The organism is Lentibacillus jeotgali (assembly GCF_000224785.1).
GTDB lineage: Bacteria > Bacillota > Bacilli > Bacillales > Amphibacillaceae > Lentibacillus > Lentibacillus jeotgali.
In genome coordinates, this window is sequence record NZ_AGAV01000014.1 from 41,171 (window position 1) to 56,287 (window position 15,117).

A 15,117-nucleotide genomic window follows, 5' to 3' on the forward strand; every position below is an offset into this window, starting at 1 on the left:
CAATGGTTACCTTAAAACTTCGAAAACATAAACACCATCCTGGAAACCTTTGACAACAAGCCCGTTATCTTCAAGGTAATCAAGCTGACCGATGGTTTCAGACATGGTCAGACTCAATTGATTTTCATATTGTTTCGGAAACAGCTGCTTGCATAGCTCAAACGGTGTTTGTGCTTTTGCCATCAAAAAGTCGTATGCTTTATGTGCCCGCTGTTCCTGCCTCTGCAAACGAACAGGAATCAGCTCATCCACATTCGTAAAGATCTCCCCATGTCCTGGGTAAACTGTCTGGATATCGAGCGACTGGCATTTGATTAAACTCCCGCGGTATTGAAGCATTGGCTTTGGCCGCTCCATTTGATTCCCGATTGGCGGTTCCAGCAGCGGGTTCGGTGAAATGTGCTGAAGCAGGTGATCTCCCCCAATAAACGCCCCATCACTTTCACGGCGAAATGATAAATGACTTTGAGCATGACCTTTTGTTTTGAAAACATGCCAATCATCATGCCCGGGGAGTGTATCTCCTTCGTCCAGCGTATCCGTCAGCTTTCCTTTCCCTGCAAATTGCAGTGTACTGCGTAATTCATCAGGGCTTGGCATCAATTCTTCAGGTACGCCGGAAACAGTAAACAATTGCCGGAAAAACTGTTCATATCGGTCGAAAAACGCTTCATCCCGGGTTAACCATAAATCTACGTTTTGATGTGCGGCAATTGTTTCAGCACGCGGAAACCCTTCAATCAAACCGGTATGGTCGGGGTGATGATGCGTTAGAATAATCTGTTCAACGTCATGAGGTGTATAACCCAATTCGTTTAATTGTGCTTTCAGTGCTTCCCATCCTTCTTTCGTTTTTACACCGGCATCGATAAGTGAAAGCGTGTCACTTTTAAGCAGATAGACATGTACATCGCCAACTGCAAATGGTGTTGGTATGGTCATTTGAATGATAGTTTTATCCAGTACTTTCATAATTTGACAGCCTCCAAAATGAATAACGATTCAGTTGATGATTGCTATTATATACCTTCTTTACGAAAAAGTCATACACCGGCTATTTAAGCAAACGGTGTATTGCCTCAGTCAATATAGATGGTAAACGGTCAAAGCTGTAGGACAGTTCCAGACGCTCTGTCCACTGGTGCGGGTCTTTTCCAAGAGGTCCAATATTTAAAATCGGCATTGTCAGCTGCTCTATGACATCTTCCGGGAAGGAAAAACCGTTATTCTGCAGCGGCATGTTGGTTGTCAGCTGCTGCAAATTGCCTCTTGACGACACAGGACCGACAAAGCTTAAGTCAGAAAGTCCCGTAAAAAATTCGGATACTGTCAAATCAAGCTGATAATGGGTTTGTGTATAGCTTTTGACGTCTTCCAGCACATTTTTAATGTATGGGTCATCAAGCGATGAAACAGCCGGATAAAATGGCGGACTGTAAAAAAGGACAATCATCGGTGCCAAATCCTTACACATGGCAGCCAATTCCTGGACAAGGGTGGCTGAAAAATCACGATCGCCCTGGTCACGCTGGCTGACAAGCAGATTTTGCCGGCGTGTCACTTCTTCTTTTCCATATCGTTTTACTGCCTCTCGATACAAATCCTCATACATCATGACATTGACACGGAAATCCGGCATGGTGAAATCCTCGGCCAATCTGGCAAAATGTTCAAATTTTTCCCGTACGTAATGTTCAACATTATCGGCTGCTGCGTGTGCACCAGCCAATAGTTTTTCATTTATTTCCCGGAAGGTTTGTTTCAAATACAAAACATTGTACATCGCAATCGCTGCATTTGGTGTCTGAACTGAATATTCTTCTTTCAGATCACGCTGCATCAGGCTGATTGGCGGCGGTGTCACTTCGTCATCCACTTTTTCAATAAAGGATTCATTCAGTTCAAGCTGCTGGGACAAAAAACTGACGATGAGGTTTGGATTAATCCCGGCAAACGGTTCGCCGACATGTGATTCTTTCCCATAACAGTAAAACCCGGGCAACACTTTGCCGATTGACCCGGCATAAACATAATAATGGCTGTCGCCCGGGTATTTACTGAACATTGGCTCCCCATTCAAACAAGCGTTATAGACCAGGTTTTCCTCTTGCATCAGTTGCTTCAAAACAGGCAGCGCCGTCATCATCCCTTGTGAATTGACTTCCTCATCAGGAACTGAGAGCAACAGAATGTTTCCGTCAAATTCGCCATCCATCGCTTTCTCCAGCATAGAAAGATGTAGAGCGAGCCCTGCTTTCATATCCATCGTGCCGCGGCCGAACAGCCAGTCACCGGATGATATATCAGATTGAACAGCTTCCGGCAGCCGCTCTTTTATGTATTCCATTTCCTTTGTCAACTCCCCGGGAGAGAAAGCGAGGTTTTTTAATGCCCCGTAATCATCTACACCAACCACGTCAAAGTGGCTCAGCAAAACAATTGTTTTAGATGAAGCATTCCCTTTTACGAGCGCAGTTAAGAGCCTGCGTCCATCTTCCAGCGGGTGTAATCTTAAATGATCCGGATTTTTTTCAAAATATGGCTTTTGTGCCAGCAAATGCTGCAAATACTCCGCCTGGGCAATTTCTGCGGAGCTTCCGGTAATACTTTGATGGTTAACAAGTGAAGTCAGTAAATCTATTAATTGTTGTTTGGATTGCCAAGTGTTCATAGAATCCCCCTTTAACATTTTGATTTTTAGAAACAGACTTATTATAAAATATCGTGTAAGGTATGCTGAAGTTTGTTAAAAGTAAACATGTAGCCCTCTTTTTCCAATTTCTCCGGGATAACCCAGCGGCTTTTAAGCACCAATTCCGTTTCTGTCTTAATAACCATCGCTCCTATTTCCAACAGCCATTTAGGAGAAGGCAAACCAAGCGGTATATTCATTTCAGTCCGCAACAGTCTCATAAGCTCCTGGTTACTCACGGGGTTGGGTGCCGAACAATTAAATACGCCGCTAAGATGATCTCTTGACTTTAAGAAAAGAATGATCTGAAATAGGTCTTCAATATGGATCCAGCTGAATTGTTGTGCCCCAGTTCCCTGTACTCCACCGAGTCCAAATTTGACCAAATTTTTATAAGGTGTCACAACGCCACCATTCTTGCCCAAAACAATAGCCGTGCGCAGAGCAATTTGTCTTGTTTTTTCCAAATCAAAGTCGAAGAAGGCTTTCTCCCAGTTTACAGCAACATCGACCGAGAACCCAGAGCCGATCTCTCCATTTTCTTCTGTCATCGGCCGATCTTCCGAGTGCCGGTAAATAGTGGCTGTGCTGGAATTCATCCAAATACTGGGCGGAAATTTGCAAGCCATGATTGATTCTCCAAGTATTTTTGTTGTCCTTATCCTTGAATTCCTGATATCCTGCTTGTTGGCTTCGTTGTACCGGCAATTTACGGATTTCCCAGCAAGATTAATCAGAAGTTCAGCACCTTCCAATGTTTCAACGATTGATGCTGTATCATTCCAGTTGACGTGAGGTGGTTGTCTTGAAATGATTCTTACCTCGTAACCAAGATTATGAAATCGATTCTCAAAATATCTCCCTATAAAGCCAGTCCCTCCAGCTATAACCACTTTCCCTGTCAAAGTATCAACTCCAGTTTAAAACTAAAATGACTTGCATCCCTCTATCAACTCTCTATCAACTCCAGCAGTACTTTTAATTGACTTCCCCTCCAAAATAAAACACAATCAAACAAGAGGTGAGTTTATTGCAGCCGAACATTTATGCCCATCGCGGTGCCAGCAAACAGGCACCGGAAAATACGATGGCCGCCTTCAGCCTTGCTTATAAGCAGGGTGCAGACGGAATCGAAACCGACGTCCATTTGACAAAGGATTATATTCCAGTTTTAATCCACGACGAGCATGTGAAACGAACAACCAACGGCACCGGCTATATAAAGGATTACACGTTCCGGGATCTACAGCAGCTTGACGCAGGCTCCTGGTTTTCCCCTGAATTCGCCGGATCACGGATCATATCGCTGGATGAATGTCTCAAATGGATTTATGACAAGCCATTACATTTAAATATTGAACTAAAAAATAATAAAATAGATTATAATCGATTGGAAAGGATCGTTTATGACAGAATATCACACTATCACTTACTACATCGTACTACACTGTCAACGTTTAATCCAATCAGTGTAAGCAGGCTCAAACATCTGAATCAATATATCGGGGTAGCCTTATTGACTTCAAAGCGGTACAAAAATCTTGTGGCGGCGGCAGAGGATTTAGGCGCAAATGCGATACATATCAAATATCGTCTGCTCAATCGGCTGCTTGTTGATCAGAGTCGTCAGAAGAATCTGGCTCTCCGTGTGTATACAGTGAATAAGCCGAAACATATGATCCGCTCATTCTCTATGGGATGCGACGGAATTTTCACCGACATTCCGGAAATGGCAGTCCATTACCGGAACCAATTTGGCGATCAACCAATGAAATAAATCAGGAGGAATCAGAATGACAAAATTATTCACACCAATCGAATTTAAACAAGTTCAGCTTAAAAACCGGATTGTCATGTCACCGATGTGCATGTACTCCTGTATGGAACAGGACGGAAAAATAACACCATTTCATGAAACACATTATGTTTCCCGTGCGGTTGGCCAGGCCGGTCTGGTTATGACTGAAGCGACGGCAGTAATGCCCGAGGGGCGTATCTCCCACGAGGACCTGGGCATATGGCGTGATGAACATATCGATGGTCTGAAACAGTTAAACGAACAGCTCCATAGCTGTGGTGCCAAAACCGGCATCCAGCTTGCCCATGCGGGTCGAAAAGCACGGCTTAATTCAGAGATCTTTGCCCCTTCAGCACTGGCATTCAATGAGTCATCAAAAACACCGTCTGAGATGACAAAAGAAGATATCATGAATACGATCCAAGCATTCAAAGATGGAGCGGAGCGTGCCGGAAAAGCGGGTTTCGACATCATTGAGATTCATGGTGCACACGGCTATTTAGCCAACCAGTTCCTGTCACCATTAACTAATAAACGAGAGGATGAATTCGGCGGAAGCAGAGAAAACCGTTACCGCTTTATGTCCCAGCTGATTGAAGCAGTCAAAACGGTATGGGATGGCCCGCTGTTTGTCCGCATATCAACTGACGAATATGATCCAAACGGCAACACTCTGGATGATATTCTCTATTTTGCCGAGCAAATGAAACAGCAGGGCGTCGATCTGATTGACTGCAGCTCAGGTGGTGTTGTTCCTGCCTCGATTAAACCATATCCGGGTTATCAGCTGAGGCGCTGCGAAACCATCAAACAGGAAGCATCCATTGCCACCGGTGCTGTGGGTCTCATTACGACAGGGCTGCAAACAGAGGAAATTCTGCAAAATGATCGTGCTGATCTTGTGCTGATCGGACGGGCATTGCTGCGAAACCCGTACTGGCCAAAAGCTGCTGCTGATGAGTTAAGTGAGTCGCTTCCTGCACCAAGACAATACGAACGGGGCTGGAAATAATGGAACTTGTTTTTCTGGGGACCGGTTCAGGTGTTCCTTCAAAAGAACGAAATGTATCGGCCACTGCATTGAAACTGCTGCAGGAGCAAAACAGTATCTGGCTGTTTGACTGCGGGGAGGCAACACAGCATCAAATCTTGCATACGAGCATCAAACCGCGTAAAATAACGAAAATTTTTATTACCCATATGCACGGTGATCATATTTTTGGGTTGCCCGGGCTGTTAGGCAGCCGGTCGTTTCAGGGGGGCGACAACCTTTTAACCGTTTACGGACCTGAAGGCATCAAAAATTATATTGAAACAAGTCTGGCAGTCAGCGGAACGACGCTTACTTACCCCCTTTCAATTGTCGAATTTACTGAAGGGGTGCTATTTGAGAATGAACAATTCACTGTCTCATGCAAAGAACTGGAACATGGCATCCCCAGTTATGGCTTCAGGATTTCTGAAAAGGACAAACCCGGCAGACTTCTCGTTGAAAAATTAAAAGACACCGGGGTCGAACCCGGTCCGATTTACCAGCAAATAAAGGAAAATGATGTTGTCCAAACAGACGATGGGCGTCTTATTCATCGTGATGAATACCTGGGTCCGCCTAAAAAAGGACGTGTCGTAACCATAATGGGTGATACACGTTCACCGGACAAAAATAAATCCTTTATACAAGATTCCGATGTTTTGGTGCACGAGGCCACGTTTGGCCATGAAAAAGAAACATTGGCAAAGGCCTATTTTCATTCAACAACGAAACAGGCCGCAACTCTGGCTAGAAATAGTAACACGAAAAAACTGATCTTAACTCATATTTCCTCACGTTATCAGCAAGGGGATGATGATAAGCTATTGGAGGAAGCCTGCCACATCTTCCCGGCGACAGAACTTGCTCGTGATTTTCGTGAAATAAGCATTGAATCCGAATAGGAGGCGTTTATTGTATGGGGAAACTGGAAGCGGCAGAAATTATTGATCAGCATCGTACGTTTTTTCTTACCGGTAAAACATTGGATCCTGCATTTCGAAAAGAGCAGCTGACTTCACTTAAGGGCATGCTTAAATCCTACCAGCAGGAGATTTACCATGCTTTAAAAAATGATTTGAATAAATCGGAGTATGAGGCTTTTACAACTGAATTGGGATATTTATACACTGACATTGATTTTGCGCTAAAACACCTGAAAGACTGGGTGAGCCTGGAAAAAGTCGAAACGCCGCTCACCCATAAAGGGAGTAAAAGCTATATCCAGAAAGAGCCTTATGGCGTCACACTGATTATGGCACCTTGGAACTACCCGCTGCATTTGGCAATCGCACCGGCAATCGGTGCCATAGCTGCCGGGAATACGGTTGTATTAAAACCTTCCGAACTCACACAGTCGACATCCACTATACTGGCCGATATGATCCGCTCAACATTTGATGCATCTTATTTTACTGTTGTCGAAGGTGCCAAAGACGTCAGCCAGCAATTGCTGGAACAACGGTGGGATTACATCTTTTTTACCGGCAGCACAAATGTCGGCAAAATTGTCATGGAACAAGCGAGCAAACACCTGACACCGGTCACGCTGGAATTGGGCGGCAAAAGCCCTGCCATCGTTGATCAGGATGCCAAAATTGACCTTGCTGCCAAACGGATTGTCTGGGGCAAATTCACAAACGCCGGACAGACGTGTGTTGCACCGGATTATGTTTACGTGCATGAGAAAGTGAAGCTAAAGCTATTAAGAGCGATGAAAAAACATATCAAATCGCTTTACGGCAAAAAACCGGTTCAAAATTATGATTATGTCCGGATTGTTAACAAACAGCATTTTGACCGGCTGAATGCCTTTATGACGGATGGAGAGATAATTCATGGCGGTGAGATCAATGAAGAAAAGCTAACAATTGAACCGACCATTCTGGATAAGATAAACTGGGATGATGCGATTATGCAAGAGGAAATTTTCGGGCCACTGTTGCCTGTTATGACATTCAGCTCACTGGATGACCTCATTTCAGAGATGAAAGAGATGGAAAAACCGCTTGCTCTCTATTATTTCGGCGAAAACGAGCTGAAACAGCAGAAACTAATGCTAAATGTATCGTTTGGCGGCGGCTGCATTAATGATACACTTTATCACCTTGCCAATCCGCACCTGCCATTCGGGGGGGTCGGCAACAGCGGTATGGGTGCCTATCACGGCAAGTACAGCTTTGATACGTTCTCCCACCGGAAAAGCATTTTAAAACAGACCACTAAATTTGATATTCCGTTCAGATATCCAGGCGGAAGATTAGCCAGGGCCGTTATCAAACGCCTTATGAATTAAAAAATAAGCGCTTCTGCTTCCTAATCGGCAGAGGCGCTTATTTTTTCTTATAATCATCCAGGAAGTCTTTTTGGAAACTTGTCCGCGGCTGGTCTTCCCTCTCGTCATTCCTGATTTGTTTAAAGAGGTTTTTCCCGTATTTCCGGGACAAATGATCAATCGCTTCATACAATTTTTCTTTTCCGGCTTCTTCTTCGTATGTGAATAAATCGAGCTGTTTGGCAATATTCTTTTTCTCGTCAACATCCTGGACAGTTATGCCAAGGAGCCTGATTGGCTCCAGATTCCAATGCTTTTGAAACAGTTCATTGGCAAATTGGAGGATTTCGGATTTATTTTCTATAAAATGGTGCAGTTTCTTGCTTCGCGTAATCGTTTTATGGTCATGATACCTGATCATGATCTGCACACTCTGCCCTGCTGCCTGTTTCCGCCTCATTCGCCGCTCGACATTTTCCGCAAGCTTATGCATCAGTTTGCGGATCTCTGCCTCATCAATTGTATCTTCTGCTAGTGTTTGAGAGCTGCCGATACTTTTAAATTCATGCACCGCCTCCGGATCAACCGGCCTCGTGTCGATCCCGTTTGCCTTATTCTGCAGCCGTTCACCGTTGATGCCGAGTATTTGCTTCAGCTGATAAGGATCTCCATTGGCAAGATCACCTATCGTTTTAATATCGAATGATCGCAGTTTTTTTGCCGTCTTTTCACCAACACCATACATTTCCTCAATCGGAAGCGGCCAAAGCTTTTCACTGATGTCCCGCTTCCGCAATACCGTAATGCCCATTGGTTTTTTCATGTCCGAGGCCATCTTCGCGAGAAACTTATTAGGCGCAATGCCGATACTGCAAGGGAGATCCAGTTCAACACTTATTTTTTGCTGCAGGTTTTGGGCAATTTCAATCGGATTGCCGTGCTGTTCGGTGCCGGTTATATCCATATACCCTTCATCGATGGAAACAGGCTGGATATATGGTGTTATCTCAGCAAGCGTTTGGAATATTTCCTTCGATGCTGTTCGGTACCGGTCAAAGTTCGGACGCAGAACAATTAATTCCGGGCAAAGCCTCCGCGCCTGCCATAATTGCATTGTTGTTTTAACACCTTTGGCCCTTGCCTCATAGCTGCTTGTAACGACAATCCCTTTCCGCTCTTCCGGATTGCCGGCAATCGCCAAAGGTTTGCCTTTCAGTTCAGGGTTATAGGCCATTTCAACCGACGCGTAAAATGAGTTCATATCGACATGAAAAATGACCCTTCCTTTTTTTGGATACCATTGTGACATCGCAAGACATCCCTTTGAACATAATTAACTTAATTATATCATCTATTAAAAAAGCCTGCCGGGTAAATGATAGCACCATCCGGTCGATTTTGACGCGATTCAACTTTCATCATGAATGTCACAATTCGATTTCCCATTCATCTTTAAGGATCAGATATAGCACGAGCAAAGTATCTTCTGTTCCCCGGATACTCATATTATCCGGTACCACTCCGATTTTAGGAAACAATGCAGCCGCTAATCTTTTTGTCAGATCTGTTCGATCGGCATCTTCTAATTGCAATAATCGTTCACTGTATCTTTTCAGTAAGTTCCATTCTTTCATCCCTAATGACCAGAGCGCCCAAGTATCAATCGGTAGGCTTTCTTTGGTAAGTCCTCTGGATTCAATTTCTTTTTCAATTGGATCGTATTTTCCCTTGCTCTTAACACGTCGTTCATGTACAACAATGGTGCCGGCTGCCATATCACCTAAACGTTTATGTCTTGAATGAAAGAAGACCATGATGATCCCTATAAAATAAGCTGTCGGAAGCATATCGATAATACGGAGCAAGTTACGAATCAGGCTTGAGAGCAATGTTATGCTGTGCCCATTGTCCTGAATAACTCTGATGCCCAATAGTCGTTTTCCGAGTGTTTTACCGCCAAAAAAATATTCACATACAAAAAAATAGCCCCAATAAACAGCAAATATAACCATAATTAAAATAGTCAATGGAACGGCTGAACCGGCCAAAAAAGACGAAAAACCGGATTGTACGACTAATACCACAAAAAGAATCGTCACAATATTGAACGCTGTCAGCAAAAGCTGATCGATTATCATGGCACCCGACCTGCTGCCAAGACCCGCCAATTTAAAATTAAGGGAGACAAACTCCGGTGTTTTTACAGCTACTTCTTCTTGATTCATTTATACTTGCTCCTTTTTATGATTTGAAGGTTTCAATTACCGTCAGGAAAAATTATAATAGATTGAGATATTCATTACATCTTAAAGGAAGGTGCAGCTGTGAATATAAGACAATTTATCAAAGCGAACCGCGATGACTGGAAAAAACTTGAACAATACATAATAATATTTGGCAAAAATAGGCGATCATTGAGCGGACAAGATATTGACCAATTTAACCGGCTTTATCAAAAATCAGCGCAGCATCTGTCCTATGGCCAAACTTATTTTCCAAATGAAGATGTAACGGTTTATTTGAATGAACTGGTCGCAAAAGCTCACAATCTGTTATACAAAGATCAAGTTTCCAGCCTCCGGCAAATCCGCACGTTTTTCAGTACAACATTTATTGGACTACTGCTGGAGCAGTGGAAGGCTGTTATCGTGGCCATGATCCTGTTTACTGCCGGCGCACTTGCTGCCTTTCTATCTGTACTTAATGATCCACTCAATCTCTATTCCCTGCTGCCTGAACAAGTGGCTCAATCGGTCAATCCCGAACAGCTTGGTACAAATACCGGATCGGTAGATGCTTCATTGATGTCTGCCTCGATTATGACCAACAATATCCAGGTCGCATTCCTGGCATTTGCAGGGGGCATCACGTTCGGGATCTTGACAATCTATATTATGGTCTCGAACGGTGTGATGGTAGGTGCGCTTGCAGGCCTTTTCTGGCATTACGGGAATTCTTATGAATTCTGGGCGTTCATCGTTCCGCACGGTGTTATAGAACTGGCCGCCATCTTCATAGCAGGCGGCGCCGGGCTTTTGATGGGCTATAAATTGTTTGCACCGGGACCATTATCACGCGCCTATCAGTTAAAACGTCAGGCAAAACGTTCAGTGCAGCTTTTGCTTGGGACCATTCCGCTCTTCATTATCGCTGGTATTATCGAGGGCTTTATTACCCCTACATCCCTCTCACTGGAAACAAAATATGCTGTTGCGGCGCTTACCATGACAGGGTTAATTGTATACGTTGCCTGCGGGAAAGTGCTGCTTCAAAAGAACAATGCTAAAGCATACCCTCATTCATAATGCGGATATAGTGCGAGACAGCGGCTGTAACCAGGCGTTCTTCTTTTGCTTCCACCATGGAGAGCCCTTGTTTTTCCCAGTATGTTTTCTTCTGTTTTTTGAAACCGATTTGTTGCTGAGCAACACTTTTGACCATGGCGATTTTCGAACTGTCCGGTTCTTGTCTTGCCGCTGCCAGCAATGTTTTGTCTTCGATTCCAATCAGCATAAACAAATGCCGCTGACGCATCCGTCTTAAATGATGGAGCACGGTTTCTTCATACAAAAATGTCTGGACATCACTGAATAACAGAATCAGACTTCTCTTCTTCAGAGCGGCGGACAAATAATTGAAAGCCGCCGAATAATTGGCTTCACTTGCCTCAACATGTATAGTGGAGATGGTTTGCAATATCTTTTGTAAGTGCCCCATCCCTTTTTCAGGAGGCACAAATCGCTGGACATCCGTGGAAAAAGCAAGTACTGCGACATAGTCGCCATTTCTGAGGGCAGCGGCAGCTGTTGTCAATGCTGCCTCCAACGCCTTTTCCAACCGGTTGCCTGTTTTTAGTTCAGCACCCATCATCCGTCCGCAGTCGATCAGAATTGTCACATACTTTCCATGCTCGGGTTCGTATTCATTGCTCATGATCTCCTGCAACTTTGCTGTTTGGCGCCAGTTGATCTTTCGTGGATCATCCCCGACAGCATAGCTGCGAATTCGGGCAAATTCCCCTGCTTCAGAACGCTGCTTCCTGACTCTGACACCTTCATGCAGCAAAAACTGCTGCGGACTTTCCAAATATCGCTTTGTTTGAGTTAAATCAGGGATGACTCTCACGTGCTGCTTTATGACAGCAGCTGTCTGTTTTTCCCATAGTCCAAAGACACTTCTGTAGCGGACGAAAAGTTTATCAATCTCATAATTCCCTCTTACTGGCGCAATGACCTGATAAGATAACGCCGAAGTCTCCTGGGCTTTAATCGTCCCTTCAAATGGGAATGGCGTCCGGAATGATTGGGGAATCCCATCGGTCAGCCGAACACTGCATGCTTTGTTTGAAGCGTTGGTAACCTCTATTTGCACGGCATATGTTATACCCCGCTCCAATGCATCTGGTATCTTTCGTTTAAATGATAAATCTTTCTTCTTTGGTGACAACCATAGGTCCAGCAGACTGATCAATAAAAGAAGCCCATTCATAACAAACAGCCATATCCATGACACATTTGAGAAAGCAGCCATGACAGTAATCCCGATGGAAAATATAAGAAACAAAGCGAGCAGCCGCTTTCCCGGTAAAATGCCCCTATCGCGGAACAGCAACCGATCCCACAAGCTCTTCAATGATTTCATCCAGGCCAACTCCCTCCAATTCCATGTGCGGGGCTAACTGCAGACGATGCCGCAATGCCGGTTTGGCAACCATTTTGACATCATCAGGTGTGACATACTCCCGGCCCGTTAAATATGCCCAGCTTCTCGCAGCCTTTGCAATGGAAATCGCCGCCCGTGTGCTTGCACCAAAACGGAAAGCTTCCATATCCCGCGTCTGACGTATAATTTGCATAATGTACGTTAAAATATCATCATTCAATTTAGTCGCTACCGCTTCCCGTCGTATGGACAAAAAAGCTTCCATATCGATTATGGGATTCATCACTGTTTCATCGTGTGTTCCTTCCAATACCTGTCTTAAGACATTTGTTTCTTCTTCAAACCCGGGAAAATCAACATTCAGTTTCAATAAAAACCGGTCCTGCTGCGCTTCCGGCAATGGATATGTCCCTTCAAATTCAATCGGATTCTGAGTAGCCACGACAAAAAAGACATCCGAAAGCGGGTATGTCTCCCCTTGAATCGTCACCTGTTTTTCCTCCATCGCTTCCAATAAGGCCGCTTGCGTTTTGGCCGGTGTACGGTTAATCTCGTCTGCCAGAAGTATATTTGAAAAAATCGGCCCCTTGATTGTTTGGAAGTTACTATCCTGCATGTTGTAAATAGTGCTGCCAGTTATATCACTCGGAAGCAAATCAGGTGTGAATTGGATTCGATTAAAGCTTCCATTCAATAAATCCGCCAATGTCCGCACCATCTGCGTTTTTCCGGTGCCTGGCACACCTTCAATTAATACGTGACCATCTGCTAAAACAGCCGATAACAAGAGCTTCAGATTCATAGACTGACCATGAATCCGCTCTTCATATTTCTCCAACAATAATGCCAGCTCATTCCTCATTCGCCCTCAACCTCTTTCCGTAATCGATTTATCCTTTTCGACCAGGACATATATGTTTTTTTATCTATACGTTCCTTCTGCAATACATTTGTTAAGCCGTCTATGTCATTTTTCATGTCCGGACCGGCTTCTGCTTTCTGATCAAGCTGTTCTTGTATATCCACCCAATTTTTGTAATATGGGATGCCCCATCGCTCCTGCAGAAGCATTTTCAGATAATCCGCCTGAATCTGCAATGAATCCCTGTATTGCCTGCTACGTTGATACCATGCGGCCAGTGCCTGTATACGCTCATCACTGAATCGGACTGTTTCTTCCCTTGGAACTTTGACGGGTCCGAAACGTTTGCCCTGAAACCACAGCCAGAGAGCGGCAAACAAAACCGCCTGAAATCCCAGTACCAGGATCCAGTACGGGTAAAGCGCTGTTAAGGATGGGGCATTATTAGAGCGATGTAAATATTCATCAAAATAAACTGTTTCCCATCCCGTGTTTCCAGCATGGACGAATGAGAGGATCAATTCCAGGTGATCCTGCTCTAAAATTTTTGCATTCATCATCCACTCGGGGGCTACAGCTGTTATTAATGCTCCATTTTCAAACGTGCTTTTCGTAGCGATAGCACCGGCCTCATCTTTTAATAGAATGTTATCGTTATTACTGGGATTAAGTCGAAACGCCGAATTTATTTCAGCCGTACTCACGTTTTCGTTCTGATCAGTTATGTCACCGGATGCATCCTGTGCCGGCACTGTTTCGGTACCGAACATCCCATCAGGATTTGTTTTCAAAAGCAAAATCGTGTTGCCGGATTCCATAAAGGCCATATAGTCCTCCATCTCTTCCGTACCAGGGGTGAAGGATGGCTCAACCATGATCAGCAACTGATTATTACCCCTCCCTGTCAGCAGTTCCGGTGAGTGACGCCATCTGTTAACAGCACCGGTCTGATTATCCATATATGTATAAAAAGCTTTGACACCTGTTGGAGAAGGCGACTCTGATACAAACGCCGGGTACTCTTTAGGGGTATCCGGTGCGATTATATAGCTGATACCGATAAACAGCAGAAGAACGGCAGCGAGCCAAATCAGTGCTCTTCTGCTTGTTATTCTTGAATGCAAGCTTGCTGCCCCCTTATTCTTCACCGACAATTTCCTGCCGTTCGTTATATAGCCATTTCATCGTTTCATTCCGATATCTAATATAATCATCTTGTTCTAATACTCTTTCGCCATAGACAACTTCATCAAAGACTAATGCGAGCTGACGGAATGACTCTGCCAGGTGTTTGTTGACGTGCTTCAGCTCAGCGAGATATTCCCAGTTTGTTTTCCAATTTCTTGCTTTTAGCCATTCTTTTTCATGAGAATAAAGCAGAAGTGCCAGGAACATATGCCGGGCAGCTACGGTATAGTCACCGGTTCTTTCCTGGTTTTGGGCTGCCTGAAGGTGATCATTATAGGTCCATTTTGTTTCATTCAGCGATTCTAGCGGCTTTATTTCGGTAAAGCCTCGGCTGGAGCGGGTTTGACGGACACGCTGATATACCACGAACCCTACAAGAATGAGGACAGCAGCGATGATGATAATCAGAACCAGGTCTGCAAAACCGCTTGACGGTTCCAATCCGGAAAATACTTTGGCTAACTGTTCCCCAATCCAGTTGGTCAGACGTCCCCACCAAACCTCGAGCAAGTTTCGGTTGTCCTCATAATAAATTTGATATTCGTTTTGATCCAAAATCTCTTGCAATTGTTTCTGTTTATTATCAGTCTTTGCCATCATGGCCACCACC

14 protein-coding genes are annotated in these 15,117 nt (G+C 44.4%); 5 read left to right on the forward strand and 9 right to left on the reverse strand.

The genetic code is table 11. The annotated features are described in order from the left end of the window. Positions 1-6: 6 nt before the first annotated feature. The 3 genes from ON01_RS09905 to ON01_RS09915 all read right to left on the reverse strand — a co-directional run bounded on the left by ON01_RS09905 (position 7) and on the right by ON01_RS09915 (position 3,597). A complete protein-coding gene (locus ON01_RS09905; protein WP_010530883.1) occupies positions 7-972 on the reverse strand; it encodes an MBL fold metallo-hydrolase in 966 nt (321 codons plus the stop codon). Between the two features lie 82 nt (positions 973-1,054). Next, entirely contained in the window at positions 1,055-2,671 is a 1,617-nt protein-coding gene (locus ON01_RS09910) for a M20/M25/M40 family metallo-hydrolase (RefSeq protein WP_010530884.1), read from the reverse strand. A 41-nt stretch (positions 2,672-2,712) separates the two neighbouring features. Next, positions 2,713-3,597 carry a TIGR01777 family oxidoreductase gene (locus tag ON01_RS09915; protein ID WP_010530885.1) on the reverse strand — a complete coding sequence of 295 codons (885 nt, stop codon included), beginning with the start codon at positions 3,595-3,597 and terminating at the stop codon, positions 2,713-2,715. A gap of 125 nt (positions 3,598-3,722) precedes the next feature. Here ON01_RS09915 and ON01_RS09920 point away from each other — a divergent pair, with 125 nt between their 5' ends. From ON01_RS09920 to ON01_RS09935, 4 genes are read left to right on the forward strand one after another with little or no spacing between them, the layout of a single operon-like run. After that, positions 3,723-4,469, forward strand: coding sequence for a glycerophosphodiester phosphodiesterase (locus ON01_RS09920; protein WP_010530886.1), 747 nt, complete (start codon positions 3,723-3,725; stop codon positions 4,467-4,469). A 16-nt stretch (positions 4,470-4,485) separates the two neighbouring features. Further along, positions 4,486-5,502, forward strand: coding sequence for an NADPH dehydrogenase NamA (namA, locus tag ON01_RS09925; protein ID WP_010530887.1), 1,017 nt, complete (start codon positions 4,486-4,488; stop codon positions 5,500-5,502). Then, a complete protein-coding gene (gene rnz / locus ON01_RS09930) occupies positions 5,502-6,425 on the forward strand; it encodes a ribonuclease Z (RefSeq protein ID WP_010530888.1) in 924 nt (307 codons plus the stop codon). Before namA ends, rnz begins: the two co-directional genes overlap by 1 nt. A 14-nt stretch (positions 6,426-6,439) precedes the next feature. Beyond that, positions 6,440-7,816, forward strand: a complete 1,377-nt coding sequence (locus ON01_RS09935) for an aldehyde dehydrogenase family protein (RefSeq protein ID WP_010530889.1) — start codon at positions 6,440-6,442, stop codon at positions 7,814-7,816. A gap of 37 nt (positions 7,817-7,853) precedes the next feature. Here ON01_RS09935 and ON01_RS09940 read toward each other — a convergent pair whose 3' ends face one another. Together ON01_RS09940 and ON01_RS09945 are read right to left on the reverse strand one after the other, a co-directional pair. Beyond that, on the reverse strand, positions 7,854-9,104 hold the full coding sequence (locus ON01_RS09940; RefSeq protein WP_010530890.1) for a DNA polymerase IV: 1,251 nt from the start codon (positions 9,102-9,104) through the stop codon (positions 7,854-7,856). Between the two features lie 118 nt (positions 9,105-9,222). Next, positions 9,223-10,020: an RDD family protein gene (locus tag ON01_RS09945; RefSeq protein ID WP_010530891.1), complete on the reverse strand. Its 798-nt coding sequence runs from the start codon at positions 10,018-10,020 to the stop codon at positions 9,223-9,225. Between the two features lie 99 nt (positions 10,021-10,119). On the opposite strand from ON01_RS09945, the gene ON01_RS09950 reads away from it, so the two are divergent. Beyond that, positions 10,120-11,100, forward strand: a complete 981-nt coding sequence (locus tag ON01_RS09950; protein ID WP_010530892.1) for a stage II sporulation protein M — start codon at positions 10,120-10,122, stop codon at positions 11,098-11,100. On the opposite strand, the gene ON01_RS09955 is transcribed toward ON01_RS09950, so the two are convergent. The 4 genes from ON01_RS09955 to ON01_RS09970 are packed head-to-tail and all read right to left on the reverse strand — an operon-like array spanning position 11,078 to position 15,104. After that, the gene (locus ON01_RS09955; protein WP_010530893.1) at positions 11,078-12,436 is read right to left on the reverse strand and encodes a DUF58 domain-containing protein; all 1,359 of its coding nucleotides are present in this window, start codon (positions 12,434-12,436) and stop codon (positions 11,078-11,080) included. The two genes, ON01_RS09950 and ON01_RS09955, sit on opposite strands and share 23 nt — an antisense overlap. Continuing rightward, the gene (locus tag ON01_RS09960; RefSeq protein ID WP_010530894.1) at positions 12,390-13,319 is read right to left on the reverse strand and encodes an AAA family ATPase; all 930 of its coding nucleotides are present in this window, start codon (positions 13,317-13,319) and stop codon (positions 12,390-12,392) included. Before ON01_RS09960 ends, ON01_RS09955 begins: the two co-directional genes overlap by 47 nt. Then, on the reverse strand, positions 13,316-14,443 hold the full coding sequence (locus ON01_RS09965; protein ID WP_010530895.1) for a DUF4350 domain-containing protein: 1,128 nt from the start codon (positions 14,441-14,443) through the stop codon (positions 13,316-13,318). The genes ON01_RS09960 and ON01_RS09965 overlap by 4 nt, the downstream gene beginning before the upstream one ends. 13 nt (positions 14,444-14,456) lie before the next feature. Continuing rightward, entirely contained in the window at positions 14,457-15,104 is a 648-nt protein-coding gene (locus ON01_RS09970) for a DUF4129 domain-containing protein (RefSeq protein WP_010530896.1), read from the reverse strand. Positions 15,105-15,117: the final 13 nt, after the last annotated feature.